Below are 25,339 nucleotides of genomic sequence, written 5' to 3' on the forward strand. Positions count from 1 at the left end.
CCTCGACTGGTGCGTGAACACCGACACCACGGCGACCATGGCCGACCTCAACGGCGACGGCGCCGACGAGCTCGCCGTCTTCGCCGCTCCGCCGGCGGGCGGCGGGGTGCTGCCGGGCGTTCACATGGGCACCGGGAACGGACGCTTCGACGCTCCCGAGCTCGCCTGGTCGAGCGACTCGCCCGCCTGGCACGCGGCTCTGCTGACCGCCTCCTCAGGTGCGCTGAACGGGACGGGCGACGATCCCCGTGCCACGCCGGTCCTTCCCGCGCCAGGTTTCGGGGACCTCGGTGTGGCGAGGGAACCGGCCGACGGTTCCCGGGTCTTCGAGGTCCTCCTCGCCACCGGCGGCCATTTCGGCCCGGAGACGAAGATCGTGTCCCCCGAGTAGACCGACGTTCCAGCAGGTGGGCGCCTCCCCGCGAGGCGCCCGCCGACCCCGTACCCTCGATCCCATGCCAGTCGCCGTACGTGTCATCCCCTGCCTGGACGTGGACGCCGGGCGGGTCGTCAAGGGCGTCCGCTTCACCGAACTGCGTGACGCCGGCGACCCCGTGGAGCTGGCCCGCGCCTATGGTGAGGCCGGTGCCGACGAGCTCACGTTCCTCGACATCACCGCGAGCGCGCATGGGCGGGCGACGACCTTCGAGGTGGTCCGCAAGACCGCCGAGACGGTCTTCATCCCCTTGACGGTCGGCGGGGGCGTGCGGACCGTCGACGACGTCGACGCGCTGCTGCGGGCCGGGGCCGACAAGGTGGGCGTCAACACGGCCGCGGTGGAACGGCCGGAACTGATCGGCGAGATCGCCGGCCGCTTCGGCCGCCAGGTCCTCGTCCTGTCCCTGGACGTGCGGCGCGCGGCCGGCACGGACTCGGGCTTCGAGGTCACCACCCACGGCGGGCGCCGGGGGACCGGTATCGACGCCGTGGAGTGGGCCACGCGCGCGGCCCGTGAGGGCGCCGGTGAGCTCCTGGTCAACTCGATGGACACCGACGGGACCACCGAGGGCTTCGACCTCCCGCTGATCGAGGCGATCCGGTCGGCGGTGAACGTCCCCGTCATCGCCTCGGGCGGCGCGGGCAAGGTCGACGACTTCCCGGCGGCCGTCGGCGCGGGAGCCGACGCGGTGCTCGCAGCGAGCGTCTTCCACTTCGGCACACTGAGCATCGGGCAGGTCAAGGACGCACTTGACCAGGCGGGTCACCCGGTGCGTCGCTAGACAACGCCCGGCGTCGGGGTCATGCTGTCGCGATGACCGCTTACGACGTCGTCGTCATCGGGTCCGGATTCGGCGGCTCGGTCGCCGCGCTGCGGCTCACCGAGAAGGGCTACCGGGTCGGCGTCTTCGAGGCCGGCCGCCGGTACACGCCCGAGACGCTGCCGCGAAACTCCTGGGACCTGCGCCGCTTCCTGTGGGCACCGCGGCTCGGCCTGTACGGGATTCAGCGCATCCACCTCCTGCGCGACGTGGTCATCCTCGCCGGCGCGGGAGTCGGCGGCGGCTCGCTCAACTACGCCAACACCCTCTACGTGCCGCCCGGTGAGTTCTTCGCCGACCCGCAGTGGAGCGGCATCACCGACTGGCACGCCGAACTGGCACCCCACTACGACCAGGCCCGGCGCATGCTCGGCGTCCGCGAGAACCCGACCGTGACGGACGCGGACACGCACTTGCGCTCCGCGGCCGAGCGGATCGGCGCGGGGAGCAGCTTCACCCTCACACCGGTCGGCGTGTTCTTCGGCGACGGCGCCGACGCCGACGGCCGGACCCGCGCGGCGCCCGGCGAGCCCGCCCCCGACCCGTACTTCGGCGGGCGAGGCCCGGGCAGGCGCGCCTGCGTCGAGTGCGGTGAGTGCATGACCGGCTGCCGCCACGGCGCCAAGAACACCCTCACCGAGAACTACCTCTACCTCGCCGAGGCCGCCGGCGCGGTCATCCACCCGCTGACAACGGTCACCGGCGTCCGCGAGGACGCAGGGGGCTTCACCGTCGAGACGCGGCCGACGAAGGGCGGCCGCGCCGAGACCGTCCACGCGGGCCAGGTCGTCGTCGCGGCGGGCGCGTACGGCACGCAGACGCTGCTGCACACCCTTCGCGACAACGGGAGCCTGCCCCGCATCTCGGCGAGGCTCGGCGAACTGACCCGCACCAACTCCGAGGCGCTCGCCGGGGCGCAGACGAGCGACCGGCGCTACGGTTCGCGGCCCGACTTCACGCGCGGCGTGGCGATCACCTCTTCGGTCCACGTCGACGCCCACACCCACATCGAGCCGGTCCGCTACGGGCGCGGCTCGAACGCCATGGGGCTGCTGTCGACGATCCAGGTCCCCGGCGGCGGACGCGTTCCCCGCTGGCTGCGGTTCCTCGCGGCGGCGTTCCGGCGGCCGGGGGCGTTCCTTCGCTCGCTGTCGGTGCGGCGCTGGTCGGAGCGCACGATCATCTGCCTGGTGATGCAGACCCACGACAACTCGCTGACGACCTTCCGGCGCCGACGGTGGCCGTGGAAGGGGCGGCTGACGTCGCGGCAGGGCCACGGGGCGCCGAACCCGAGCCACATCCCCGAGGCGGAGGAGGCGGTGCGGCTGCTGGCCGAGGAGATCAACGGTTTTCCCGGTGGCTCGGTCGGCGAGATCCTGGACGTGCCGATGACCGCGCACTTCCTGGGCGGCTGCCCGATCGGCGCCGACGCCGGCCGAGGCGTGATCGACGCCTATCACCGGCTCTTCGGGCATCCGGGCGTGCACGTCGTCGACGGTTCGGCGGTCTCGGCGAACCTCGGTGTCAATCCTTCGCTGACGATCACCGCGCAGGCCGAGCGGGCCTTCGCGGCCTGGCCGAACAAGGGCGAGCTCGATCCGCGACCCGCGCAGGGAGAGGCATACGTGCGGGTCGCAGCGGTGGCGCCCCGCCACCCGGCGGTTCCGGAGGGAGCGTTCGGCGCGCTGCGCCACAACTGACGCGCACTTGACGTAGAAGTGACGTCACTATAGAGTCACGACATGACCGACTCCGCCGCAACCATCGCCGCCCGACTCCGCCCCGCCGTCACCGAGGCCCTCGCGGCCTCCGAACAGCCGGTGCCGGCGGTCTCCGTCGCCGTGCTGGTCGGGGGCGAGCTGGTGACCGTCGCCCTCGGTGCCGAACCGACCTCGCGCTTCCAGGCCTGCTCGATCAGCAAGCCGATCGCCGCCGCCGTCGCGCTGCGCCTGGGCCTCGACCTCGACAGCGACGTCAACGACCTCCTGCGCTCCTGGCGCCTGCCCGCCCCCGCGGACTGGCCCGCCGTCGTCACCGTCCGGCACCTGCTGAGCCACTCCGGCGCCCTCACCACCAGCGGCTTCCCCGGCTACGCCGAAGGCGAGGAACTGCCCACCCTCGTCGAGATCGTCGACGGCGAAGGCCCCGCCAACACCGGCGCCGTCCGCGTCGACGGCATCCCCGGCACCGCCTGCCGCTACTCCGGCGGCGGATACCAGATCCTCCAGCTCATCCTGGAGGACATCGGCGGCGCGCCCTTCGCCGAACTCGCCGAGCGCCTCGTCCTCGCCCCGCTCGGCATGGAGACCGCCGGGTACGCGCCGCCCACCGACGTCGCCGTCGCCCACGTCGGCGGCAAGCCCGTCGAAGGCGGCTGGAAGACCTACCCCGAGCAGGCCGCGGCCGGCCTGTGGTGCACCCCTTCCGATCTCGTGCGCTTCTTCACCGCCCTGCGTGAAGCCGCCGCGGGCGCCGAGAAGGCCTTCCTGCCGGCCGAGCTCGCCACCGAGGTCCTCACCGAGGTCGTACCCGGCTTCGGTCTGGGCGTGCAGCTGGCCTCCGACCCGCTCGGCGACCGCTTCGGCCACGGCGGCAGCAACCACGGCTACCGGTGCGCGGCCGAGGCCTCCCGCGAGGGGAACTGGGCCACCTCGGTCATGACCAACGCCGACGAGGGCTCCTTCCTGACCTTCACCCTCCTTCAGGTCATCGCCGACGCCCTCGGCTTCCCCCGCACCTCCGCCGCGGTGAAGAACCCGGAGGCCGCCAACGAGGCCTGGCTCGCCCGGCACAGCGGCGCCTACCGCACCGAGCTGGGCATCGAGCTGAACCTGGAGGTCATCGACGGCCACCTCCACCTCAAGGTCGCCGGCCAGCCCGCGCTGATCTTCGGGCCGACGGGCGACACCGTCGCCTACGCTCCCTACGCGCACGCCGAACTCCGCTTCGACGCCGAGGGCGACCTGGCCGGATCCGTCGAGCTTCACCAGTTCGGCGGAGTCACCCGCGCCGTTCGTCAGTCACTGGACGGCTGACCGGTCCACAACCCGCGCCACTCCTGGCCGATCACCGAATTGCGGCGGTAACCTCGCATCACGTGCTCGTACCAACCGGCCGGTCCCCGGCAGTCCGCCGGTGGCCGGTCCCGGTCGGCTCGCCCAAACCCCCTACGACCTGCTCCCGCGATGCGCGAATCCACGTCCGCGGCTCCCCGGTGGTCACTGTCAGGCCTCTGTGAGGTCGCGGTGAGATAGCGGTTTCCAAAGGCCCGCCAGGAGTCGAAAGTGTTCGTCATCACGTTCTGGTTGTAAGGACCCGCTCGGGCTTGCGGTACGGACATTCGAAGGGCAAGGATTGCCCGCGGAGATCAGCGGACATATGGAGGGCGAGTGCGAGACCAGGGTGTGGTCGGCAAGGGACTGCGCGTACTCAGGCAGGCGATCCGCGAGGAGCCCGGGCCCTTCGCGATCGGCGTGGCAGGGGCGGTGCTGCACAGCCTCGTCACGATCGCCAGCTCCTACGTGCTCGGCGCGATCGTCGCCCGCATCGCGGTGCCGGCCATCCAGGAGGGCCGCGTCCGGGCGGGCGCCATCGCCCTCGCGGTCGCCGCGATCCTCGGCGTCAGCGCGCTGAAGGTCTCCGGGATGATCGCCCGGCGGCTCGGCGCCGGAGCCATGCAGTTTCGCCTCCAGGCCTCATACCGCCGCCGCGTGACACGCCGCTACCTCCGCCTGCCCCTGTCGTGGCACCACAAGCAGTCCACCGGTGGCCTGCTGTCGAACGCCAACGCCGACGTCGAGGCCGTCTGGTTCCCCATCGCGCCCTTCCCCTTCGCGGTCGGAACCCTCGTCATGCTCGTTGTGGCCGGCGTCGCGCTGTTCGTCACCGACTGGGCCATGGCGCTGGTCGGACTCGCGGTGTTCCCGCTCGTCTTCGCCCTCAACGTCATCTACTCCCGGCGCATGTCCCCGCGCGTCACCCACGTCCAGCAGCTGCGCGCCGACGTGTCCACCATCGCCCACGAGAGCTTCGACGGCGCCCTCGTCGTCAAGACCATGGGCCGCGAGTCCGAGGAGACCGAGCGCTTCGCCGGCAAGGCCGACGAGCTACGCGACGGTCTCATCAAGGTCGGCCGGATCAGGGGCGCCTTCGACCCCATCATCGACTCCCTGCCCAACATCGGCACCCTCGCCGTCCTGGTCGTCGGCACCTGGCGCATGTCGACCGGCGCCGCCGACATCGAGACCGTCACCTCCGTCGTCTTCCTCTTCACCGTCCTGGCCTTCCCCATCCGCGCCATCGGCTGGGTCCTCGGCGAACTGCCGCGCTCGGTCGTCGGCTGGGAGCGCGTCACCAAGGTCCTCAACGCCACCGGAGACATGGAGTACGGCCCCCGTCAGACCGAGGGCCGCGGCACCCCGGCCACGCTGGAGTTCCGCGACGTCGACTACACCTACCCCGACGGCTCCGAGGTCCTGCACGGCGTCAACCTCGAAATCCCCGCCGGGCGCACCGTCGCCCTCGTCGGGCCCACCGGCTCCGGCAAGTCCACCATCGCCTCCCTCGCCACCCGCCTCGTCGACCCCGACGACGGCCGCGTCCTCCTCGACGGCAACGACGTCCGCGAACTCACCCACGGCGCGCTCGCCGAGAACATCGCCCTCGTGCAGCAGGTGCCCTTCGTCTTCGACGACACCATCCGCGGCAACATCACGCTGGCGCGCGAGGCCGTCGACGGCGACGACGACGTGTGGACGGCGCTGCGCACCGCGCAGGCCGACGCCTTCGTGTCGAAGCTCGGCGATCAGCTCGACACCGAGGTCGGCGAGCGCGGCCACAGCCTGTCCGGCGGGCAGCGGCAGCGCATCACGCTGGCGCGGGCCCTGGCCGGCGCCCCCCGGCTGCTCGTCCTCGACGACGCGACCAGCGCGGTCGACCCGCGCGTGGAGTCGGCGATCCTCGGCGCGCTGAAGAAGTCGGAGAACCCGGCCTCGGTGCTGGTGGTCGCCTACCGCCGCGCGACGATCGCGCTGGCCGACGAGGTCGTCTACCTGGAGCACGGCAAGGTCATCGCGACCGGCACTCACCTCGAACTGCTCGACAGCGTGCCCGGCTACGCCAACCTCGTCACCGCCTACGAGCGCGAGGAGGCCGAGCGGGCGAGGGAAGGCGCGTTCATCGAGGTCGAGGACACCGAGGAAGAAGAGGTTTCGGCGTGACCACTGTGGACGCCGCGATGGCGGACAAGCGGGACGGCTCCTGGCAGACCTTCAAGCGCGGTCTGGCCCTGTCGCCGGAGCTGCGCACCGGCCTCGCCGGGACCCTGGCGCTGGCGGTCGTGGCGACCGTCGGCCGGATCGTGGTGCCCGTGGCGATCCAGCAGGGCATCGACCGGGGGATCACCGCCCCCGGCGGGCCCTTCCCGGGCGTCGTGGCCACCGTCGCCCTGATCAGCCTCGGCGTCTTGAGCATCACGGTGTGCACGTCGTACCTGATGAACGTGCGGCTCTTCCGGGTCAGCGAGACGGCCCTGGCGAGTCTGCGGGCCCGGGCGTTCCGGCACGTCCACGACCTCTCGATGCTGCACCAGCAGTCCGAGCGGCGCGGCACGCTCACCTCCCGGGTCACCACCGACATCGACCAGATCAGCCAGTTCCTCCAGTTCGGCGGGCTGATGCTGCTCATCTCCGGCGGCCAGGTGCTGATCGCCACGATCGTGATGTTCACGTACTCGTGGAAGCTGGCGCTGGTCGTGCTGGTGACCTTCCTGCCGCTGATCTGGATCGTGCGCTTCCTCCAGCAGCGCCTCGCGCTGGCCTACCAGGCTTCCCGCGAAAAGGTCGGCGTCATGCTCGGCACGATCGCCGAGACCGTCGTCGGGGCGGCCGTGATCCGCGCCTACGGTGTGCAGGGCCGCACCGAGAAGCGGCTCGACGGCTCGATCGAGGACTTCCGGGGCGCGCAGTTTCGAGCGCTGCGCCGCAGCGTCCTCAGCTTCTCCTCGGGTGAGATCACCTCCGGGATCTGCCTGTCCGGCGTGGTCATCGTCGGCGTCCTGCTGGGCGTCGACGACCAGATCACCATCGGCCAGCTCACCGCCTTCCTGTTCCTGACCACGCTGTTCGTGCAGCCGGTCCAGATGGGCACCGAGATCCTCAACGACGCCCAGAACGCGATCGCCGGGTGGCGCCGGGTCCTCGACGTGCTCGACACCGAGCCCGACGTCGCCGACCCGGGCGAGAACGGAACGGACCTGGCGAAGGGGCCGGTCGCCGTCCACTTCGACGAGGTGCACTTCTCCTACCCCGGCGGGCCGGAGGTGCTCAGCCGGATCGACGTGAAGATCCCGGCGCAGTCGCGCATCGCCGTGGTCGGCGAGACCGGCAGCGGCAAGACGACCTTCGCCAAGCTGCTGACCCGGCTGATGGACCCGGCGAAGGGCCAGGTGCGGCTGTCGGGCGTCTCGCTGACCGACCTGCGCTTCGCGTCCCTGCGCCGCCGCGTGGTGATGGTCCCCCAGGACGGCTTCCTCTTCGACGCCACCGTCGCCGAGAACGTCCGCTTCGCCAAACCCGAGCTCTCCGACGCCGAGCTGTACCTGGCGTTCACCGAACTGGGTCTCGCCGAGTGGGTCGACAGCCTGCCCGTCGGCATGGACACGCCCGTGGGCGAGCGCGGCGAGGCGCTCAGCGTCGGTGAGCGGCAGCTGGTGGCGCTGGCGCGCGCCTATGTCGCCGATCCCGACCTCCTGGTGCTCGACGAGGCGACCTCCGCGGTCGACCCGGCCACCGAGGTCCGGCTGGCACGTGCGCTCGACGCGGTGACCCGCGGCCGCACGACCGTCGCGATCGCGCACCGGCTCTCCACGGCCGAGGCGGCCGACCGCGTCCTGGTCTTCGACGCCGGGCGAATTGTGCAAAATGGTTCGCATGCCGAACTGGTCGCACAGACGGACTCGGTTTATGCCAAGCTCCATTCGAGCTGGGTGGAGCAGACGCGCTCCACCTGAACCGCGTCGACCGGCACCGCCGCCGAAACCTAGGATCCGACTTGCCCGAGCTGCACCTCGACACCCTGCATCTGCCGATCGCGCCTCTCGGGCCCGACTCGCCGCTGCCGCCGTTGCCCGCCGCGACCGACATTCACGCCGATGCCGACATCAGCGGCGTCCCCGGCGAGGTCTTCGACCTCGGCTACGGCCGGGTGCCGAGCGTTCTGCCGTACACGACGCAGGACGGCTACGGCCGTGAGCGCGGTCCGGGCGAACTGCGCGTGGCGGTCCTGGAGAACGAGCATCTGCGGGCGACGGTCGCCCTCGACCTCGGCGGGCGGTTGTGGTCGCTGGTCGACAAGGCCACCGGCCGGGAGCTGCTGTACCGCAACCCCGTCTTCCAGCCGGCCAACCTCGCGCTGCGCGGGGCGTGGTTCTCCGGCGGCGTGGAGTGGAATCTCGGCACGACCGGGCACACGCCGCTGACCTGCGCCCCGATGCACGCCGCACGTGTCGACACGCCCGAGGGTCCGGTGCTGCGGCTGTGGGAGTTCGAGCGGCTGCGCGAGGTTCCCTACCAGCTCGACTTCTGCCTGCCCGAGGGCTCGCGCTTCCTCTACGTGCACGTCCGGATCGTCAACACCCAAGACGTCGACGTGCCGATGTACTGGTGGTCGAACATCGCGGTGCCCGCCTCGGAGGAGACGCGCGTCATCGCGCCCGCCGACGCCTCCTACCGCTTCGCCTACGAGGGCTCGCTCGAACTGATCGAGGCGCCCGTCCACAAAGGACTCGACTACTCCTATCCCGGCCGTGCCCCGCACGCCGCCGACTACTTCTTCCGGCTGGAGAAAGGGCAGCGGCCGTGGATCGCAGCCGTCGACGGTGAGGGGCACGGGCTGCTCCAGGCGTCGACGGCCCGCCTGACCGGCCGCAAGCTCTTCGTCTGGGGCGAGAACCCCGGCGGGCGGCGCTGGCAGGACTGGCTGACCGAGCCGGGCTCCGGCGGCTACCTGGAGATCCAGGCCGGCCTAGCCCGCACCCAGCTGGAGCACCTGCCGATGGCCGCGGGCGACACGTGGGCGTGGGTCGAGGCCTACGGCGCCCTCGACGTCAGCCCCGACGCCACGCACGCCCCCGACTGGCCGGCGGCCCGCGAGGCCGTCCAGTCGCAGCTCGACGAGCGGCTTCCGCTGCCCGCGCTCAACTCCCGCCTCGACGAGTGGGCGCGCTGGTGCGACGCGCGGCCCACCGAGCGCCTGTCCACCGGTTCGGGCTGGGGCGCCCTGGAACGCCACCGGCGCAACGCCGTCGGCGCCAACCCCGCCGACCTGCCCGGCATCCCCTTCCGCGACGACACCCTCACCGACGCGCAGGAGCCCTGGCTGCGGCTGCTCGACGAGGGACGCCTTCCCGCCGCCGACCCCTCGGTCCCGCCCGTCGCGCACATCAGCGGCCCCGGCTGGCTCGGCCTGCTCGAAGAGGCCGCCGGCGACGCCGACTGGCACGGCACCTATCAGCTGGGCCTGGCCCGAGTGGCAGCCGGGGACACCGCCGGTGCCCGCGCCGCATGGGAGGACTCGGCCGGTGCCACGCCGAACGCCTGGGCCCTGAGGGCACTGGCCCACCAGGACCGCGTCGACCCGGCTTTCGGCGGCGAGCCCGCCGCCGACCGCTACCTGAAGGCCTACCGCCTCGCTCCGCCCTCATGGCAGTTCGCCGTCGAGGCGTGCGGGGCACTGCTCGACGCCGGGCGCCTCGAAGACGCCAAGGCCGTCCTCGACGATCTCCCCGAACCGCACCGCTCGCACGGTCGCGTCGCCGTGTGCCGCGTCCGCGTGGCCCTCGCGGGAGGGGAACTCGACCAGGCCGCTTCGGTGTTCGCCGACGGCTTCGAGGTCCCCGACCTGCGCGAGGGGGAGATCTCCCTCGACGGTCTGTGGAACGAGGTCGCCCGGCGGACCGTCGCCGACGCTCTGGGGCTCGACGTCAACGACGAGCAGGTGCGCCTCAAGGCGCGGCAGGACTTCCCGCTGCCGGAGCGCTACGACTTCCGGATGACCGACTAGCGCCGCGGCGCGCCGGGCTCAACCCGGCGCGTTCTCCGGCAGCGCCTCGGTGAGGTAGCGCTGGATGGTCGGCGCGAGCATCGCCACGACGGCCTCCTGGTCGGCGCCGGCCAGCGGCTCCAGTTTCAGGACGTAGCGGGCCATGGCCAGACCCAGCAGCTGTGAGGCGACCAGCGTCGCCCGGAAGGCGCCCTTGTCGATGTCGAGCCCGAGCTCCTTCACCGCGGTCTTGAGGATCCGCGACACGAAGAACTCCCGCACCAGCCGCACCAGCAGCGGCTGCGCGACCGCCGAGCGGAGCAGCACGACACCCCGCTTGCCGCCCGGGCCGTCCCAGACGCCGAGGAAGGCGCGGACGAGCCGCTCTCCGACGCCGTCGACGCCGCCCTCGATGATGCCGGGCAGCACTTCGCCCGGGTCGAAGGGCGAGTCGATGGAGGCCAGCAACAGCTGGTCCTTGCTGCCGAAGTAGTGGTGGACCAGCGCCGGATCGACCTCGGCGTCCTGCGCGATCCGCCGGATCGTGGTCCGCTCGAAGCCCTCCTCGGCGAAGGCGTGCCTCGCCGCTTCCAGGATCTGCTCGCGGGTGTCGGGATTGCCCCGGCGTCGTCCGGTCCGGCCGTTGGTCACGAAGTCGACCTTACTGCCCGGCGCGCGGGGCCCCGGCTAGATGGTGCGCAGCCACACCGCGAAGGTCAGCGGCACCGCGTTGAGTTCGTACCGCGGCAGGACGTCGGGTCCGCATGAGGCCGAACCGAGGCCCCGGTGGACGTGGTCGATGTGCAGGTGGAGCTCGCCGGAGTCGACGAGATCGGTGGTGTGCCTGGCGTCGGCGAGGGCCTTGGTCGACCAGCGGCGCGCGGTCAGCGAGAAGTGCGGCTCACCGTGCAGCTGGAGGCCGCGTCCGTCGCGGCCGGTGATGCGCGCCCAGCGCACCTCGGCGCGGGCGCCGTTCTCCTGCGGGAAGACGTAGGGAGTCTGCAGCCGGTCGACGGTGGCCGTGAAGTGTCCGACGCGCGCGGCGGCCGTGCTGTCGGGGTAGGCCTCGCCCGGTCCGCGCCCGAACCACTCGACGGTGTCCCAGGCCGACGGCAGCCCGAGCCGGACGCCGACCCGGCCGAGGGGGACGGCCCACTCGCCCTCGGGCAGCATGGTGATCTCCAGGCGCAGCCATGGGCCGAAGGCCTGCCAGCGGTAGGTGTTCGACATGGCGGCCGTGCCGCCCTCGGGCCGGATCTCGGTGTGCACCACGTAGCTGTTGTCGTAGGCACCCGCCCGGATCAGGCGGTGCTGGAGCCGGTCGAGGCCCGCCTGCTCCCAGCGCCGCGCGACGGAGGGGTTCTTGCCGCGATCGTTGTCGGTCGGGGCCCGCCACAGTTCCAGCGAGGGGCAGCCGATCTCGACGTCACCCAGACGCAGCAGCGTTCCATCGGGCGCGAACTCGGCGCCGCCGAGCAGGACCCGGCCGTCGGCGACGACCACCGGGCGGCCGGGTTCCTCGGCGTCGAAGGGGCGCTCGGCGATGACGTCGTCGGTTCGGCCCTGGTGCCAGGCGATCTCGTGGCCCGCGGGCGCCCACGCGGTGTCGGTGGCGAGTTGCGCCCGGATGGTCCACCAGTGCTCGAAGGGGGGCAGGCCGGCGCGTTCGGGCGCCGAGATGGGCAGTGCCACGTCGATGCTCTCACCGGGTTCGAGGACCGGTACGTCGAGGGGGCCGCCGTCGGTGTGCTGCCCGTCGAGGGCGAGTTCCCAGTGGAAGGAGAGGTGCGAGGTATCGCGGACGTCATGCCGGTTGGTGACCCGGACGGTGCAGTCGGGCCGGGTCTCGAAGCGCAGGGGTTCGACGACCTTCTTGAACTCCGCGAGGCCGGGGGAGGGGGTGCGGTCGGGGAAGACGAGCCCGTCGATGACGAAGTTGCCGTCGTGGACGGCCTCGCCGAAGTCGCCGCCGTAGGCGTAGTGCGCGCGGCCGTCGCCGGTGGTGACCGGGATGCCGTGGTCGAGCCACTCCCAGACGAAGCCGCCGGCCAGTCGCGGATAGGCGTCGAAGAGGCGCTGGTACTCGCCGAGGCCGCCGGGGCCGTTTCCCATGGCGTGGGCGTACTCGCAGAGCAGGAAGGGCATCGCGCGGCGGCGGGCGTCGAGGGCGGGATCGTCGAGTGGCGTCTCGATCCGCTTGCCGATCTGCTCGACCTCGGTGACACCGGCGTACATGCGGCTGTAGACGTCGGTGTGCTCGCAGGTCCAGTCGCCCTCGTAGTGGATCAGGCGCGTGCTGTCGCGTTCCCTTGCCCAGGCGGCCATCGCGGCGAGGTTGGCGCCGGTGCCGGCCTCGTTGCCCAGCGACCATATGATGACGCTGGGGTGGTTCTTGTCGCGCTCGACCATGCGGCGCATGCGGTCCAGGTACGCCTCGGTCCACTGTGGATCATCACTGGGGTTGTCGCGCCAGTCCTGGAGTTCGAAGCCGTGCGTCTCCAGGTCGCACTCGTCGATCACCCACATGCCGAGTTCGTCGCACAGGTCGAGGAAGTCGGGGTGCGGCGGGTAGTGGCTCGTCCGCACGGCGTTGATGTTGTGTCGTTTCATGAGCGTCAGCTCGGAGCGCGCGGTCTGGTACGGGACGACCCGGCCGGTGCGGGGATGGAACTCGTGGCGGTTGACGCCGCGCAGAAGGATCGGCGCGCCGTTGACGAGCAGCCGCGCGTCCTCGATGGCCACTGTCCGGAACCCGACTTGGACGGACACGGTCTCGGTCTCGGTGCGGACCTCGGCGGCGTAGCGGCGGGGCAGCTCGGCGTGCCACGGCTCCACAGTGGACACCGTCACCGCCTCGCCCGCCGCGGCGTCCACGCCGAGTTCGGCGATGATCAGCCGGGTGCCCTCGGCCGCCTCCAGCAGCAGAGAACCCGAGCCGTTGGTGTGGTCGTATCCGGCGCGCACGAAGAAGTCGCCGACGCCGCCGTCGGGCCGGTGCCGCAGGGTCACCTCGCGGAAGATCCCCGGCAGCCACCACATGTCCTGGTCCTCCAGGTATGTGGCCGACGACCACTGGTGGACCCGCGCGGCCAGGACGTTGTCGCCGGCGCGCAGCGCCTTGCTCGCGTCGAACTCGACCGGGAGTCTGCTCCCGCGCGAGACCCCGAGCTCGACCCCGTTGCACCAGACCCGCAGTGAGGAATCGGCGCCTTCGAAGCGCAGCACCGTGCGGCCGTCCTCGGGCCAGTCGGCGGGCAGCCGGAAGACGAGCCGGTGGTCGCCGACCTGGTTATCGGCCGGAACGCGGGGAGGGTCGACGGGAATGGGATAGGCGACGTTGGTGTAGATCGGGGCACCGTGCCCGTGCATCGGCCAGCTGGACGGGACCGGGATGTCGGTCCACTCCGCGTCGTCGAAACCGGGCTCCCAGAAGCCCTCGGGCGCCTTCTCGTCGGAAGGAGCGAGGTGGAACCGCCACGTGCCGCTGAGGTCGAGATGTGCCGCGTTCGTCCGGCCGATCGCACGAGGGGGCAGCGCTCCGAAGCCAGGGGAGGGGTCTTCGAAGTACGCCAGGGGTCGTGTCATCGCGGCAATGCCTCTTCTTCTCGCCGGTTCGCCTTACGGCAGGCAAGTATTCGTCGGTCGTCTATGGGTGTCAAACAAGGACCGTTACCGGGTTCGCCTACGCAGGTTACCTTCCGTCGACTTTTCACTGACCCTGCGTGCTCGAATCGACCCGCCCGTTCGGGCGGCCTACGGGCACCGGAGGGTCACGGTCAAGACGCGCGGTTGTGGTGGAGCCTGTTGAATTTTCCGGGGTTTCCACACCTGGGGCCTTGCCGTACTCTCGGCCGCAGATCCGGATCATTACCGGACAGTTCACACGCAAGCCCGCGAAGAAAGGTACGCTCATGCGTTTAGCGCATTTACCCCGAATCCTCGCCGCGAGCGTTCTCGGGGCGGCCGCCCTGGCCGCCCTCTCCGGAGGGACGGGATTCGCCGAACCCTCCGCACCCGTCGCCGCACCCCCCGCGGCTCCGCAGATCGAACGCGTGGGTGCCGAGGAGACCGCTGCGATCAGCGTCGACTACTCCGTATCCTCCGAGGTGACTTCCCAGACCGTACGCCATCCCGGCGCGACGTACGTCAAAGTCCACTTCGGAGCCTTGTCGCTCGCCGCGGGCGACTACGTCACGGTCTCCGACCCTTCGGGGGCCGAAACCCATACGTATCACGGCGCGCCCGGCCGCGGGTTGCGTTCCGGAGACTCCGGCTACACCCTTCACGGTGACAGCGGCTTCGCGGCCATGTCCATCGAGGGCGACACCGCGATCGTGACCGTGCACCGCGAGTCCGACAAGGGCCTGCGCGGCCTGGGCGCCTCGGCTCCCGTCGTGACGATCGACAAGTTCTGGCGCGGTTACGACGAGGCCGAGTACAACGCGGTCAACATCGGGCTGATGTCCGTCTGCGGCAGCGACGCCCGCCGCGACGTCGTCTGCTACCAGACCAGCCACCCCACCCAGTTCGCGCGCTCGCGCCCGGTCGCCCGCCTCCTCATCGGCGGCACCAGCGCCTGCACCGGCTTCCGGGTCGGCGACACCAACCGCCTGCTGACCAACAACCACTGCACCGCCACCCAGGCGGGCGTCGTCAGCACGGAAACGCAGTTCAACTACCAGTGCCAGACCTGCGGCGGCAACAACCCCTATACGCCGACCAAGGTCAGCGGCGCGACGCTCGTCAAAACCAGCGCGAGCCTCGACTACACCCTCTACTCGGTGAACAACTTCAGCACCATCAGCTCCTTCGGCACCCTCTACATCGAGTCGCGCCAGCCCGTCTCCCACGAGACCATCTACATCCCCGGTCACGGTGACGCCACGGCCAAGCGCCTGTCGATCTACGAGACGGCCGGCGGCGCGCTGTGCGACATCGACACGGTGAACCTCGATTCGGTCAACACCGGCTACCTCTGCGACACCTCCGGTGGCAACTCCGGCTCCCCGGTCCTGGCGACGTCCACCCACCGGGTCATCGCCCTGCACCACCTCGGCGGCTGCCAGAACGCAGGCACCCGGATGAGCCTGATCCACCCCCAGATCATCGGTCTCATCGACAACACCCCATAGCACCGGCGCTCATCGCACACGTTCGCACCGCCCGGCGGCCGTCTCGTATTCGACGAGACGGCCGCCGGTTCCCTTGCCTGCAGGCGAAACCCGTACTGAAAGTTCTTGCAGATTCGGCTTTCACGCGAGCATGGCGGTGTCGGGAGCTCGCGCCCGAAACATCCCGGTCGATCTGGTATTTCATCACGAACCGTCCGCGCGGTGGCTCCAGCCGCTTGCGGCCGCATGGCCAGTCCCGCAAGAGGAACCTCAATAATCAGTGCAATTCGTTCCGAGGTGCGGTCCTTCGTTCCTTGACCGCCCTGAAACCCGGCGATAGCATCCCTGAAACCTTGCGCAAGGCTTTGCACAGCCGAACCGGCCGGGGGCTACCGGTACAGTCCCCGGCCCACAAGTCCCCGAGCGAGGAATCATGCGCACCAGGCAGATCCCCACCTTTCACCGCCGACCCCTCCGCACCTTCGCGGCCGCCGCGGTCATCGCCGCCGCCGCGTTAATCCCCGGCGGGACGGCCACCGAACCCGCCGCGGCCGACATCGCCGTCACCGCCGCCCCGGGCAACGGCGACGCCGTCCTCCACCTGTTCGCCTGGCCCTGGAAGTCGGTCGCCGCCGAGTGCACCAACGTGCTCGGCCCCGCCGGCTTCCCCGCCGTCGAGGTCGCCGCGCCGCAAGAACACGTCGTCCTCCCCGCCAGGGCCTACCCGTGGTGGCAGGACTACCAGCCCGTCAGCTACCAGCTCAACACCCGGCGCGGCAGCACCGCCGACTTCGCCGCCATGGTCGACGCCTGCGACGCCGCCGGCGTCGAGGTCTACATCGACGCCGTCGTCAACCACATGGCGGGCGGCGCCTCCACCGGCGACGGCAGCGGCGGCAACGCCTACACCCAGTACTCCTACCCGGCCGTGCCTTTCGGGCCCGGCGACTTCCATCACTGCGGCCGCAACGGAAACGACGACATCGCCAACTGGACCGACCGCTGGGAGGTCCAGAACTGCGAACTGCTCGACCTGTCCGACCTGGAGACCGAGTCCGACTACGTGCGCGGCAAACTGGCCGCCTACCTCCAGAACCTCGTCGACCTCGGCGTCGACGGCTTCCGTGTCGACGCCGCCAAACACGTCCCCGTCGCCGACCTGCAGAACATCTTCGGACGGCTCTCGGGCGGACCGAAGATCTTCCTGGAGGTCATCGAGGGCGGAGCCGGCGAGATCAGCCCCACCGAGTACACCGGCCTCGGCCGCGTCACCGAGTTCCGCTACGGCGACCAGGTCGGCGCCCGCTTCAAGGACGGCGATCTCGCCGCGCTCTCCGGCCTCGAATCCCACCTGCTCCTCGGATCGGCCGCCGCCGAGACCTTCATCGACAACCACGACACCCAGCGCAGCGGCCGCGCCCAGCTCACCTACAAAGACGGCGCCCGCTACATCATGGCCGAGGCGTTCGCGCTCGCCCACGGTTACGGTTCGCCGCAACTGCTCTCGGGCTACGCCTTCACCGACCCCGAGGCGGGCCCACCGTCCACATCGGATGGAACGACGACGCCGGCGCTCACCGCGTCGGGAGCGTGCGCCACCGGCTGGGAATGCTCGCACCGCCAGCGGGCCGTGCTCAACCTCGGCGCCCTCCGCGAGGCCGCCGCCGGCCAGGCGACCACCCACTGGTGGAGCAACGGCTCGAACCAGATCGCCTTCGGGCGCGCGAGCAAGGCCCACGCCGCCTTCAACGCCTCCGGGGCGAGCCTGACCCGGGCCTTCGCCACCGGCCTGCCCGACGGTGTCTACTGCGACGTCGCCAACGGCGACTACAAGCCCGCCGATCGCTCCTGCACCGGCCCGTCCTACCGCGTCACCGGTGGCTCCTACACCGGGACCGTGCCGGCGAACGGGGTGCTCGCGCTGCACGCCAACGCCATGACGCAGGGCGATCCCGGGCCCGGCCCGGGCACCTGCGCGAGCGGGGTGCAGGTCACCTTCAGCGCCACGGCCACGACCGTCTGGGGCCAGAACGTCTACGTGACCGGCAGCATCCCGCAGCTGGCGAACTGGTCGGCGCAGAACGCCGTGCCGCTGACCACCGACGCGGCCACGTATCCACTGTGGACCTCGGCGGCGCTGACCCTGCCGGTCGGCACCGCCTTCCAGTACAAGTACGTCAAGCGGCACAACGGCGCCGTCGTCTGGGAGAGCGACCCGAACCGCTCCCACACGGTGACGGCCTCCTCCGGCTGCGCGATCACCCTGCGCGACACCTGGCGCTGACAGGCCGGGGGCCGGATCCGTGCGGATCCGGCCCCTGCTCGCGTCCGTCTCAGTCGGTGCGGCGGCGCAACGTCGCCGCGCCCAGCACCAGCGCCAGCAGCGCCACGCCCAGCACGACCGCGAGGTCCACCCACAGCGTGCGGGTCATCCCGGTGTTCGCGCCGACCTCGGTCAGCGCCTCCACCGCGTAGGTCAGGGGCATGACCTCGCTGGCGCCCTGCAACCAGCCGGCCATCTCGTCGCGCGGCCAGATCAGCCCGCACAGCAGCAACTGCGGAAGCACGACCGCGGGCATGAACTGCACCGCCTGGAACTCGCTCGTGGCGAAGGCGGAGAGGAACAGGCCCACCGCGACGCCCAGGACCGCGTTGGCGACCGCCAGCGCGCCGATCAGCCACGGGCTCCCGGCGGTGTCGAGCCCGAGGAGGCGATAGGCCACCGTCGCGGCGATCGCCGCCTGCACCCCGGCGGCGACCGCGAACGCGATTCCGTAGCCCAGCAGCAGATCCAGCTTGTTCAGCGGTGTGGTCAGCATCCGTTCGAGTGTCCCGCCGGTCCGCTCGCGCAGCATCGCGACACTGGTGACCAGGAACATCGAGATGAAGGGGAAGACGCCGAGCATCACCAGGCCGACCCGGTCGAAGACGGCCGGATCGGAGTCCATGACATGGCGCAGAAGCGTCAGCAGCAGCGCCGGGACCAGCAGGATCAGCGCCACCGTCCGGCGGTCGGTGACGAGCTGCCGGAGAATGCGCGCGGTCGTCGCCGCGGTGATCCGGATCGACATCAGACGCGGCCCTCTTGCTCGCGGATGAGGCGCAGGAACGCCTCGTCCATGTCCTGGGTGCCCGTGGTCTCCCGCAGGCCGTCGGGAGTGTCGTCGGCGACGATCCCGCCTTCCCGGATCAGCAGCAGCCGCTCGCAGCGCGCGGCCTCGTCCATGACGTGACTGGACACCAGCAGGGTCGTGCCCTGGGCGGCCAGTTCGTGGAAGTGCTGCCACAGGTCGTGGCGCAAGACCGGGTCCTGGCCGACGGTCGGCTCGTCCAGGACGAGCAGCTCCGGCCTGGCCACCAGCGCGCACGCCAGCGACGCCCGCGCCCGCTGGCCGCCGGAGAGGTTCCCGACCAGCTGCCCGGCGGCCGATTCCAGGCCCACGTCGGTGACGGTCCGGTCGGCCTCGTTCGCTCCGACGCCGTGGAGGGTGGCGAAGTAGCGCACGTTCGCGCGGACCGAGAGGTCGGCGTACACCGACGGCGCCTGCGTCAGGTAGCCGATCCGGTGACGCAGCACGGCCGAACCGGCCGGCTCTCCGAGCACCGTGACGGTGCCCGAGCGGATCTTCTGCACGCCGACGATCGCGCGCATGAGAGTCGTCTTGCCGCTCCCGCTCGGTCCGAGCAGGCCGGTGACCGTCCCGGCGGCGATCGAGCAGGAAAGGCCGGGCAGGACGCGGCGGCGCCCTCGCTCGACGACGAGATCGGCGATGTTGATCGCGGGTCGCATGGGGTCTCCCCGGGGGTGGGAATTCAACGAGCGATGAAATAATTCGAGTGTACTTCGCGCCGACCGCCGATGGGGTGACCATGTCCCCGTCGGCAGGGGCCGGTGTAGGTCCCCGCCCCCGGGCACGACACAATCGGTTTCCATGGCGCCACCCTCAGCCCTCGACCCCGCGATAGCCGACCGGCTCCGCCGCGACCCGGCCGGCCTGGTCGCCGCCGTCGTCCAGCAGTACGGCAGCGGCGAGGTCCTCATGCTCGCGTGGATGAACGACGAGGCGCTGCACCGCACGCTTACCACCGGCCGCGCCACCTACTGGTCCCGCAGCCGCCAGGAGTACTGGGTCAAGGGCGCCACCTCCGGAAACGTCCAGCACGTCCGCTCCGTCGCCCTCGACTGCGACGGCGACGCGCTGCTCGTCACCGTCGACCAGACCGGGCCCGCCTGCCACACCGGCACCCGCACCTGCTTCACCGGACGAGAACTCCCGGTCACCGCACCCGGACAGGACCAGCCGTCATGAACCCCCGGAGACAACTCGCCACCGCCATCCTCGGCGGCATCGCCGGAGCCGGACTCGCCCTCTACGCCGCCACGCGCGTCTGGTGGACCGAGACCGTCCCGCGACGCGACCCGCTCCCGCCGAAGCTGACCGACCACACCGGCGCCGACCTCGCCGCCTGGATCGTCCCGCTGGCCATCGTCGCCCTCGCCGGAGCCGTCGCCCTCTACGCCACGCGCGGCGCCCCCCGCAAGGTCCTCGCCGCCGTCCTCGCGCTGGCCGGCCTGGCCGTCACCGTCGGCGGCGTCCTCGGGATCGTCCGCGAACCCGGCCTGTGGCCGATCGCCACCACGCTCGGCGGCCTCGCCGTCACCGCCATCGCCGCCCTCGCCCTCCGCGAGAGCGCGCGCTGGCCGCACATGTCGAACCGGTACGAACGCACCACGACGGGTACGACCGCCACGACGGCCGTACCAGACGACCCCGTCGACCTGTGGAACGCCCTCGATCGTGGCGAGGATCCGACATCGCTTAACATCGGCAAAATGGCACCCGGAGAGGGGAGTTCCGGATGAGTGTGCTCGACGAAATCGTCGCCGGCGTCCAGGAAGAACTGGCCCAGCGCGTCCAGCGGGTGTCCCTGGACGAGATCCGTGAACTGGCGGCGGCGACGCCGCCCGCCATCGACGCCCTCGCCGCGCTCAAAGCGCCCGGCGTCGGCGTCATCGCCGAAGTGAAGCGCTCGTCGCCGTCGAAGGGTCAGCTCGCCGAGATCCCCGACCCCGCCGAACTCGCCACCGAGTACGCCTCGGGCGGCGCCCGGGCGATCAGCGTCCTCACCGAGAAGAACTACTTCAAGGGCTCACTCGACGACCTCGACGCGGTCCGCGCCCAGGTCTCGATCCCGGTCCTGCGCAAGGACTTCATCGTCTCCAGTTACCAGGTGCACGAGGCCCGCGCGCACGGCGCCGACCTGGTCCTGCTGATCGTGGCCGCCCTCGACCAGAACACCCTGACCGGACTGCTCGACCGCGTCGAGTCGCTCGGGATGACCGCCCTGGTCGAGATCCACACCGAGGAAGAGGCCGACCGGGCGCTCGAAGCCGGTGCGAAGGTCATCGGCGTCAACGCCCGCGACCTGCACACCCTCCAGGTCGACCGCTCGGTCTTCGAGCGCATCGCACCGGGGCTGCCCAACAACGTCGTCAAGATCGCCGAGTCGGGCGTGCGCGACGCCCGCGACCTGATCCGCTACGCCGGCTTCGGCGCCGACGCGGTGCTGGTCGGCGAAGGGCTGGTCACCAAGAAGAGCCCGCGCGACGCCGTCGCCGATCTCGTCACCGCGGGCAGCCACCCCGCGACCCCGAGGCCCGTCCGATGAGCGACCTGCCGGACCTCACCGGTCACTTCCTCACCGCCGAGGGCGCCAGCTTCGGCGGGAGGTTCGTCCCCGAGGCGCTGATCGCCGCGCTCGACGAACTCGACGCGGCCTACCGCAAGGCCTTCGACGACCCGGCGTTCCTCGCCGAGTTCGACCGGCTCCTGCGCGAGTACGCCGGAACGCCGAGCATGCTCTACGACGCCCCCCGCCTGTCCCAGGTGGCGGGGCGTCGCATCCTGCTCAAGCGCGAGGACCTCAACCACACCGGCGCGCACAAGGTCCGCAACGTCCTCGGCCAGGCTCTGCTCACCAAGCGCATGGGCAAGCCGCGCATCATCGCCGAGACCGGAGCCGGTCAGCACGGCGTCGCCAGCGCGACCGCCGCGGCCCTCTTCGACCTTGAGTGCACCGTCTACATGGGCGCCGAGGACACCCGTCGCCAGGCGCTCAACGTCGCCCGGATGCGGATGCTCGGCGCCGAGGTCATCCCGGTGACCAACGGCTCCCAGACCCTCAAGGACGCCATGAACGAGGCGCTCCGGGACTGGGTGTCCAGTGTGGACACCACGCATTACCTGATCGGCACCGTCGGCGGACCGCACCCGTTCCCCGTCATGGTCCGCGACTTCGTGCGCGGCATCGGCGACGAGACCCGCGCGCAGTCCCTCGAACAGCTCGGGCGCCTGCCCGACGTCGTGTGCGCCTGCGTCGGCGGCGGCTCCAACGCCATCGGCGCCTTCCACGCCTTCGTCGGCGACCCCGAGGTCGCCCTCTACGGCTTCGAGGCCGGCGGAGACGGTGTCGAGACCGGCCGCCACGCCGCCACCCTCACCGGCGGCACACCCGGTGTCCTGCACGGCGCGCGCACCTACGTCCTCCAGGACGAGGACGGCCAGACCATCGAGTCCCACTCGATCTCGGCCGGCCTCGACTACCCCGGCGTCGGACCGGAGCACGCCTACCTCTTCGACACCAAGCGGGCGACCTACCAGGCGGTCACCGACGCCGAGGCCATGGACGCCTTCAAGACCCTGTGCCGCACCGAGGGCATCATCCCCGCCATCGAGAGCGCCCACGCGGTCGCCGGAGCACTCCGCCTCGCGCCGACGCTCCCCGAAGACGCCGTCATCGTCGTGTGCCTCTCCGGCCGCGGCGACAAGGACATGGACACCGCCGCCCGCTGGTTCGGTCTCTACGACGAGGAGCCCACCCCGTGAGCGTCGGCCCCACCATGGCCAAGATCCGCGCCGCAGGCCACTCGGCCCTGGTCGGCTACCTGCCCGCGGGCTTTCCGACCGTCGAGGACGCCACCAAGGCGGCCCGCGCGATGGTCGAGGCCGGCGCGGACATCGTCGAGATCGGCTTCCCCTACTCCGACCCGGTCATGGACGGGCCCGTCATCCAGCGCGCCGCCGAACAGGCGCTCGCGAAGGGCCTGCGAAGCGCCGACGTGCTGCGTACCGTCGAGGGCGTCGCCTCGGCGGGGGCCCCGGTACTGGTCATGACCTACTGGAACCCGGTCCTGCGCTACGGGGTCGACGCGTTCGCGCGCGACCTGGCCGCCGCCGGCGGTGCCGGGCTCATCACTCCCGACCTCGTCCCCGACGAGGCCGACGACTGGCTCGCCGCGAGTGAGGCCCACGGTCTCGACCGCGTCTTCCTCGTCGCGCCCAGTTCCAGCGACGAGCGGATCGCGAGCACCGTCGCGGCCACCACCGGCTTCGTCTACGCCCAGAGCATCATGGGCGTCACGGGTGCCCGCGAGACGACCTCCTCGGCCGCGCCCGAACTGGTCCGGCGCACCCGCGAGGCCACCGACCTGCCGATCGGCGTTGGTCTCGGCGTGCGCTCGGGGCCGCAGGCCGCCGAGATCGCCGGCTACGCCGACGCCGTCATCGTCGGATCCGCGATGGTGAAGTGCCTGCTCGACGCGTCGAGCATCGGAGACGGGATCGCCTCGCTGCGGGCGCTGACCGGCGAACTCAGCGATGCCGTGCACGCGTGAACTGAGCACAACCGGTAGCGTGTCGGCGTGGACCTCGCCTACATCCCCAGTCCGTCGCAGAGCGTCTGGCACCTCTTCGGTGTCGTCCCCCTCCGCGGTTACGCCCTCGCCATCATTCTCGGGATCATCGCCGCGTGCGTGATCACCGAATTCCGGCTCCGTCGCAGGGGCGCGGCGCCCGGCACGGTCATCGACATCGCGCTGTGGGCGGTCCCGTTCGGGATCGTCGGCGCCCGGATCTACCACGTCATCACCTCGCCGGAGGCCTACTTCGGTGAGGGCGGCGTGCCTCTGGACGCCCTCGCGATCTGGAAGGGCGGGCTCGGCATTCCCGGCGCCATCATCGCCGGCGCCCTCGGCGCCTGGATCGCCTGCCGGCGGCTGGGCATCCCGCTGTCGATGGTCGCCGACGCGGCCGCGCCCGGCATCCCGGTCGCGCAGGCCATCGGACGGCTGGGGAACTGGGCGAACCAGGAGCTTTACGGCGGGCCGCTGGACGCCTGGTGGGCGGTGGAGATCGACGAGCCGAACCGGCTCGCGGGTTTCATGGACGTCGCCACGTACCACCCGACCTTCCTCTACGAGCTGCTGTGGAACCTCGGCGTCGCGCTGCTGGTGTGGCAGCTGGACAAGCGCCTGAAGTTCGGCAAGGGCCGTGCCTTCGCCGTCTACGTGCTCGGTTACGGCATCGGCCGCTTCTGGATCGAGGGCATGCGCATCGACCCCGCGCAGGACTTCCTCGGGCTGCGGCTCAACCAGTGGATGAGCGTGGCGATCATCGTCGGCGCGCTGATCTACCTGCTGCGGGTCGAGGGCAAGCGCGAAGTCCTCGTGCCCGGGGCCGACGGCGCCCTCGTGGCGGTGCCCTACGACAGCCCCGAGGCCATCGAGGGCAAGGCCGACGCTTCGGCCGGCGCACCCGGCGTCGCCGACGCCGCGTCCGACCCGGATGACGGCACCGAGGAACCCGGCGACGATACCGGCGACGACCCTGGCGACACCGAGGCCGTCGCGGAGGACGCCGACGAGGACACCGACGGCAAAGAGAAGGCCACCGAGGACGGGAAGGTCTGATGGACGAGCGCTCCGCCGTCGTCGTCGGCGCCGGAGTCGGCGGTCTGGCCGCCGCGGTGGCGCTGGTCAACGCCGGCTGGCGGGTGCAGATCCTGGAGCGCCACGACCGTCTGCGCGCCGACGGCGCCGCCCTGCTGCTGTGGGCCAACGGGGTTCGCGCCCTGCGCGCGCTCGGGATGGGCGCGGCACTGGACGCGATCGCCGTCCGGCAGGACCGCACCGGAGGGTTGCGCACCCCCGAAGGACGCTGGCTGATCCGCATGACCGAGGCCGGGGACCGCGGTGAGGGCCTGTCGGGGACCGTCGTGGTCCACCGGCAGGACCTGCACGAGGCCCTCGTCGCCGCGCTCGGCGACAACGCCTCGATCCGGACCGGCGCCACCGTGACCGGGCTGCGCCTCGGTGACTCGCCCGCCGTCAAACTCGGCGGGGAGACGCTGACGGCCGACCTGGTCGTCGGCGCCGACGGGATCAGCAGTCTCGCGAGGTCGACGCTGGACAACCGCGCGCGCCTCGTCGGGGCCGGCCGGGTCGCCTGGCGGGCCGTCGTGCCGCGCTTCCGTGCGCCCGACGTCGTCGACGGTGGTGAGACGCAAGGGTCTGGGCGGCGGTTCATCTACGCCGACCTGGGCCGGCACGGCGTGTACTGGGCGGCCGAGGCGCGGGGGAGCGTGCGGCCCGAGTCGTCGGTGGGGCAGCTCGACCTGCTGAAGCGCTGGTTCGCCGGGTGGCACGAGCCGATCGGCGAGCTGATCGCGGCGACGCGGCCTGAAGAGCTGCTGCAGCACCCCGTGGAGTTCGTCGATCCGCTGCCCCGCAGCTTCGTGCACGCCGGCGCCACCAGCGGGGTCGCTCTGCTGGGCGACGCCGCGCACGCGATGACCCCAGACCTGGGGCAGGGCGCCTGCCTGGCGCTGGAGGACGCGGTGACGCTCGGGGTGTGCCTCGGCGGGAAGTCGGTGCCCGACGGGCTGCGGCGCTACGAGGAGCTGCGGCGGCCGCGCATCGCGCGGATGTCGAGGATGTCGCGGGGGGTCGGCGGAGTGTTCGCCGCGCAGGGGAAGTTCGTGGTGCCCCTGCGGACGGCGCTGCTGCGCGGGATCCCCGACAAGACCTTCGCGAAGGGCGCGTCGGCGCTGACGGACTGGGACGTGCCGACGGCGTAGGGGAGGGGTGGGCTA

20 protein-coding genes are annotated in these 25,339 nt (G+C 71.4%); 16 read left to right on the forward strand and 4 right to left on the reverse strand.

Features of this window, described 5'->3' with window-relative positions; translation table 11 throughout:
* The first annotated feature begins 13 nt into the window (after positions 1-13).
* The 7 genes from AB0I28_RS25895 to AB0I28_RS25925 all read left to right on the forward strand — a co-directional run bounded on the left by AB0I28_RS25895 (position 14) and on the right by AB0I28_RS25925 (position 10,319).
* Positions 14-391 (forward strand): hypothetical protein, encoded by a 378-nt coding sequence (locus AB0I28_RS25895; RefSeq protein WP_357497473.1) that lies wholly within the window; start codon positions 14-16, stop codon positions 389-391.
* Between the two features lie 64 nt (positions 392-455).
* A complete protein-coding gene (hisF, locus tag AB0I28_RS25900) occupies positions 456-1,220 on the forward strand; it encodes an imidazole glycerol phosphate synthase subunit HisF (RefSeq protein WP_357497475.1) in 765 nt (254 codons plus the stop codon).
* A gap of 32 nt (positions 1,221-1,252) precedes the next feature.
* Entirely contained in the window at positions 1,253-2,959 is a 1,707-nt protein-coding gene (locus AB0I28_RS25905) for a GMC family oxidoreductase (RefSeq protein WP_357497477.1), read from the forward strand.
* 42 nt (positions 2,960-3,001) lie between these two features.
* Complete coding sequence (locus tag AB0I28_RS25910; RefSeq protein WP_357497479.1) at positions 3,002-4,294, forward strand: serine hydrolase domain-containing protein; 1,293 nt, start codon at positions 3,002-3,004, stop codon at positions 4,292-4,294.
* A gap of 369 nt (positions 4,295-4,663) precedes the next feature.
* On the forward strand, positions 4,664-6,478 hold the full coding sequence (locus AB0I28_RS25915) for an ABC transporter ATP-binding protein (RefSeq protein WP_357497774.1): 1,815 nt from the start codon (positions 4,664-4,666) through the stop codon (positions 6,476-6,478).
* Between the two features lie 17 nt (positions 6,479-6,495).
* Positions 6,496-8,268: an ABC transporter ATP-binding protein gene (locus tag AB0I28_RS25920; protein WP_357497776.1), complete on the forward strand. Its 1,773-nt coding sequence runs from the start codon at positions 6,496-6,498 to the stop codon at positions 8,266-8,268.
* 41 nt (positions 8,269-8,309) lie between these two features.
* Entirely contained in the window at positions 8,310-10,319 is a 2,010-nt protein-coding gene (locus AB0I28_RS25925) for a DUF5107 domain-containing protein (protein WP_357497481.1), read from the forward strand.
* Between the two features lie 18 nt (positions 10,320-10,337).
* Here the strand turns inward: AB0I28_RS25925 and AB0I28_RS25930 are convergent, their stop codons facing one another.
* Positions 10,338-10,949, reverse strand: coding sequence for a TetR family transcriptional regulator (locus AB0I28_RS25930; RefSeq protein WP_357497483.1), 612 nt, complete (start codon positions 10,947-10,949; stop codon positions 10,338-10,340).
* Positions 10,950-10,985: 36 nt separating this feature from the next.
* Complete coding sequence (locus AB0I28_RS25935) at positions 10,986-13,883, reverse strand: glycoside hydrolase family 2 TIM barrel-domain containing protein (RefSeq protein ID WP_357497485.1); 2,898 nt, start codon at positions 13,881-13,883, stop codon at positions 10,986-10,988.
* Between the two features lie 326 nt (positions 13,884-14,209).
* Between AB0I28_RS25935 and AB0I28_RS25940 the strand changes: the two genes are divergently transcribed.
* Both AB0I28_RS25940 and AB0I28_RS25945 read left to right on the forward strand, forming a co-directional pair.
* Complete coding sequence (locus tag AB0I28_RS25940) at positions 14,210-15,430, forward strand: serine protease (protein WP_357497487.1); 1,221 nt, start codon at positions 14,210-14,212, stop codon at positions 15,428-15,430.
* A 412-nt stretch (positions 15,431-15,842) separates the two neighbouring features.
* On the forward strand, positions 15,843-17,693 hold the full coding sequence (locus tag AB0I28_RS25945) for a carbohydrate-binding module family 20 domain-containing protein (protein WP_357497489.1): 1,851 nt from the start codon (positions 15,843-15,845) through the stop codon (positions 17,691-17,693).
* 49 nt (positions 17,694-17,742) lie between these two features.
* Here AB0I28_RS25945 and AB0I28_RS25950 read toward each other — a convergent pair whose 3' ends face one another.
* Positions 17,743-18,480: an ABC transporter permease gene (locus AB0I28_RS25950; RefSeq protein WP_357497490.1), complete on the reverse strand. Its 738-nt coding sequence runs from the start codon at positions 18,478-18,480 to the stop codon at positions 17,743-17,745.
* On the reverse strand, positions 18,480-19,199 hold the full coding sequence (locus tag AB0I28_RS25955; RefSeq protein ID WP_357497492.1) for an ABC transporter ATP-binding protein: 720 nt from the start codon (positions 19,197-19,199) through the stop codon (positions 18,480-18,482). The genes AB0I28_RS25950 and AB0I28_RS25955 overlap by 1 nt, the downstream gene beginning before the upstream one ends.
* Positions 19,200-19,341: 142 nt before the next feature.
* On the opposite strand from AB0I28_RS25955, the gene hisI reads away from it, so the two are divergent.
* The 7 genes from hisI to AB0I28_RS25990 are packed head-to-tail and all read left to right on the forward strand — an operon-like array spanning position 19,342 to position 25,324.
* Positions 19,342-19,719, forward strand: a complete 378-nt coding sequence (gene hisI, locus AB0I28_RS25960; RefSeq protein WP_357497494.1) for a phosphoribosyl-AMP cyclohydrolase — start codon at positions 19,342-19,344, stop codon at positions 19,717-19,719.
* Positions 19,716-20,273: a Trp biosynthesis-associated membrane protein gene (locus tag AB0I28_RS25965; RefSeq protein WP_357497496.1), complete on the forward strand. Its 558-nt coding sequence runs from the start codon at positions 19,716-19,718 to the stop codon at positions 20,271-20,273. Before hisI ends, AB0I28_RS25965 begins: the two co-directional genes overlap by 4 nt.
* Positions 20,270-21,079: an indole-3-glycerol phosphate synthase TrpC gene (gene trpC, locus AB0I28_RS25970; protein WP_357497498.1), complete on the forward strand. Its 810-nt coding sequence runs from the start codon at positions 20,270-20,272 to the stop codon at positions 21,077-21,079. The genes AB0I28_RS25965 and trpC overlap by 4 nt, the downstream gene beginning before the upstream one ends.
* The gene (gene trpB, locus AB0I28_RS25975; protein WP_357497500.1) at positions 21,076-22,296 is read left to right on the forward strand and encodes a tryptophan synthase subunit beta; all 1,221 of its coding nucleotides are present in this window, start codon (positions 21,076-21,078) and stop codon (positions 22,294-22,296) included. Before trpC ends, trpB begins: the two co-directional genes overlap by 4 nt.
* Before the next feature lie 14 nt (positions 22,297-22,310).
* Positions 22,311-23,084 (forward strand): tryptophan synthase subunit alpha, encoded by a 774-nt coding sequence (trpA, locus tag AB0I28_RS25980; protein ID WP_357497778.1) that lies wholly within the window; start codon positions 22,311-22,313, stop codon positions 23,082-23,084.
* Positions 23,085-23,111: 27 nt separating this feature from the next.
* The gene (gene lgt / locus AB0I28_RS25985) at positions 23,112-24,158 is read left to right on the forward strand and encodes a prolipoprotein diacylglyceryl transferase (protein WP_357497502.1); all 1,047 of its coding nucleotides are present in this window, start codon (positions 23,112-23,114) and stop codon (positions 24,156-24,158) included.
* Positions 24,158-25,324, forward strand: coding sequence for an FAD-dependent monooxygenase (locus AB0I28_RS25990; protein ID WP_357497503.1), 1,167 nt, complete (start codon positions 24,158-24,160; stop codon positions 25,322-25,324). The genes lgt and AB0I28_RS25990 overlap by 1 nt, the downstream gene beginning before the upstream one ends.
* The last annotated feature ends 15 nt before the right edge of the window (positions 25,325-25,339 follow it).

This window comes from Phytomonospora sp. NPDC050363 (assembly GCF_040655735.1).
GTDB lineage: Bacteria > Actinomycetota > Actinomycetes > Mycobacteriales > Micromonosporaceae > Phytomonospora.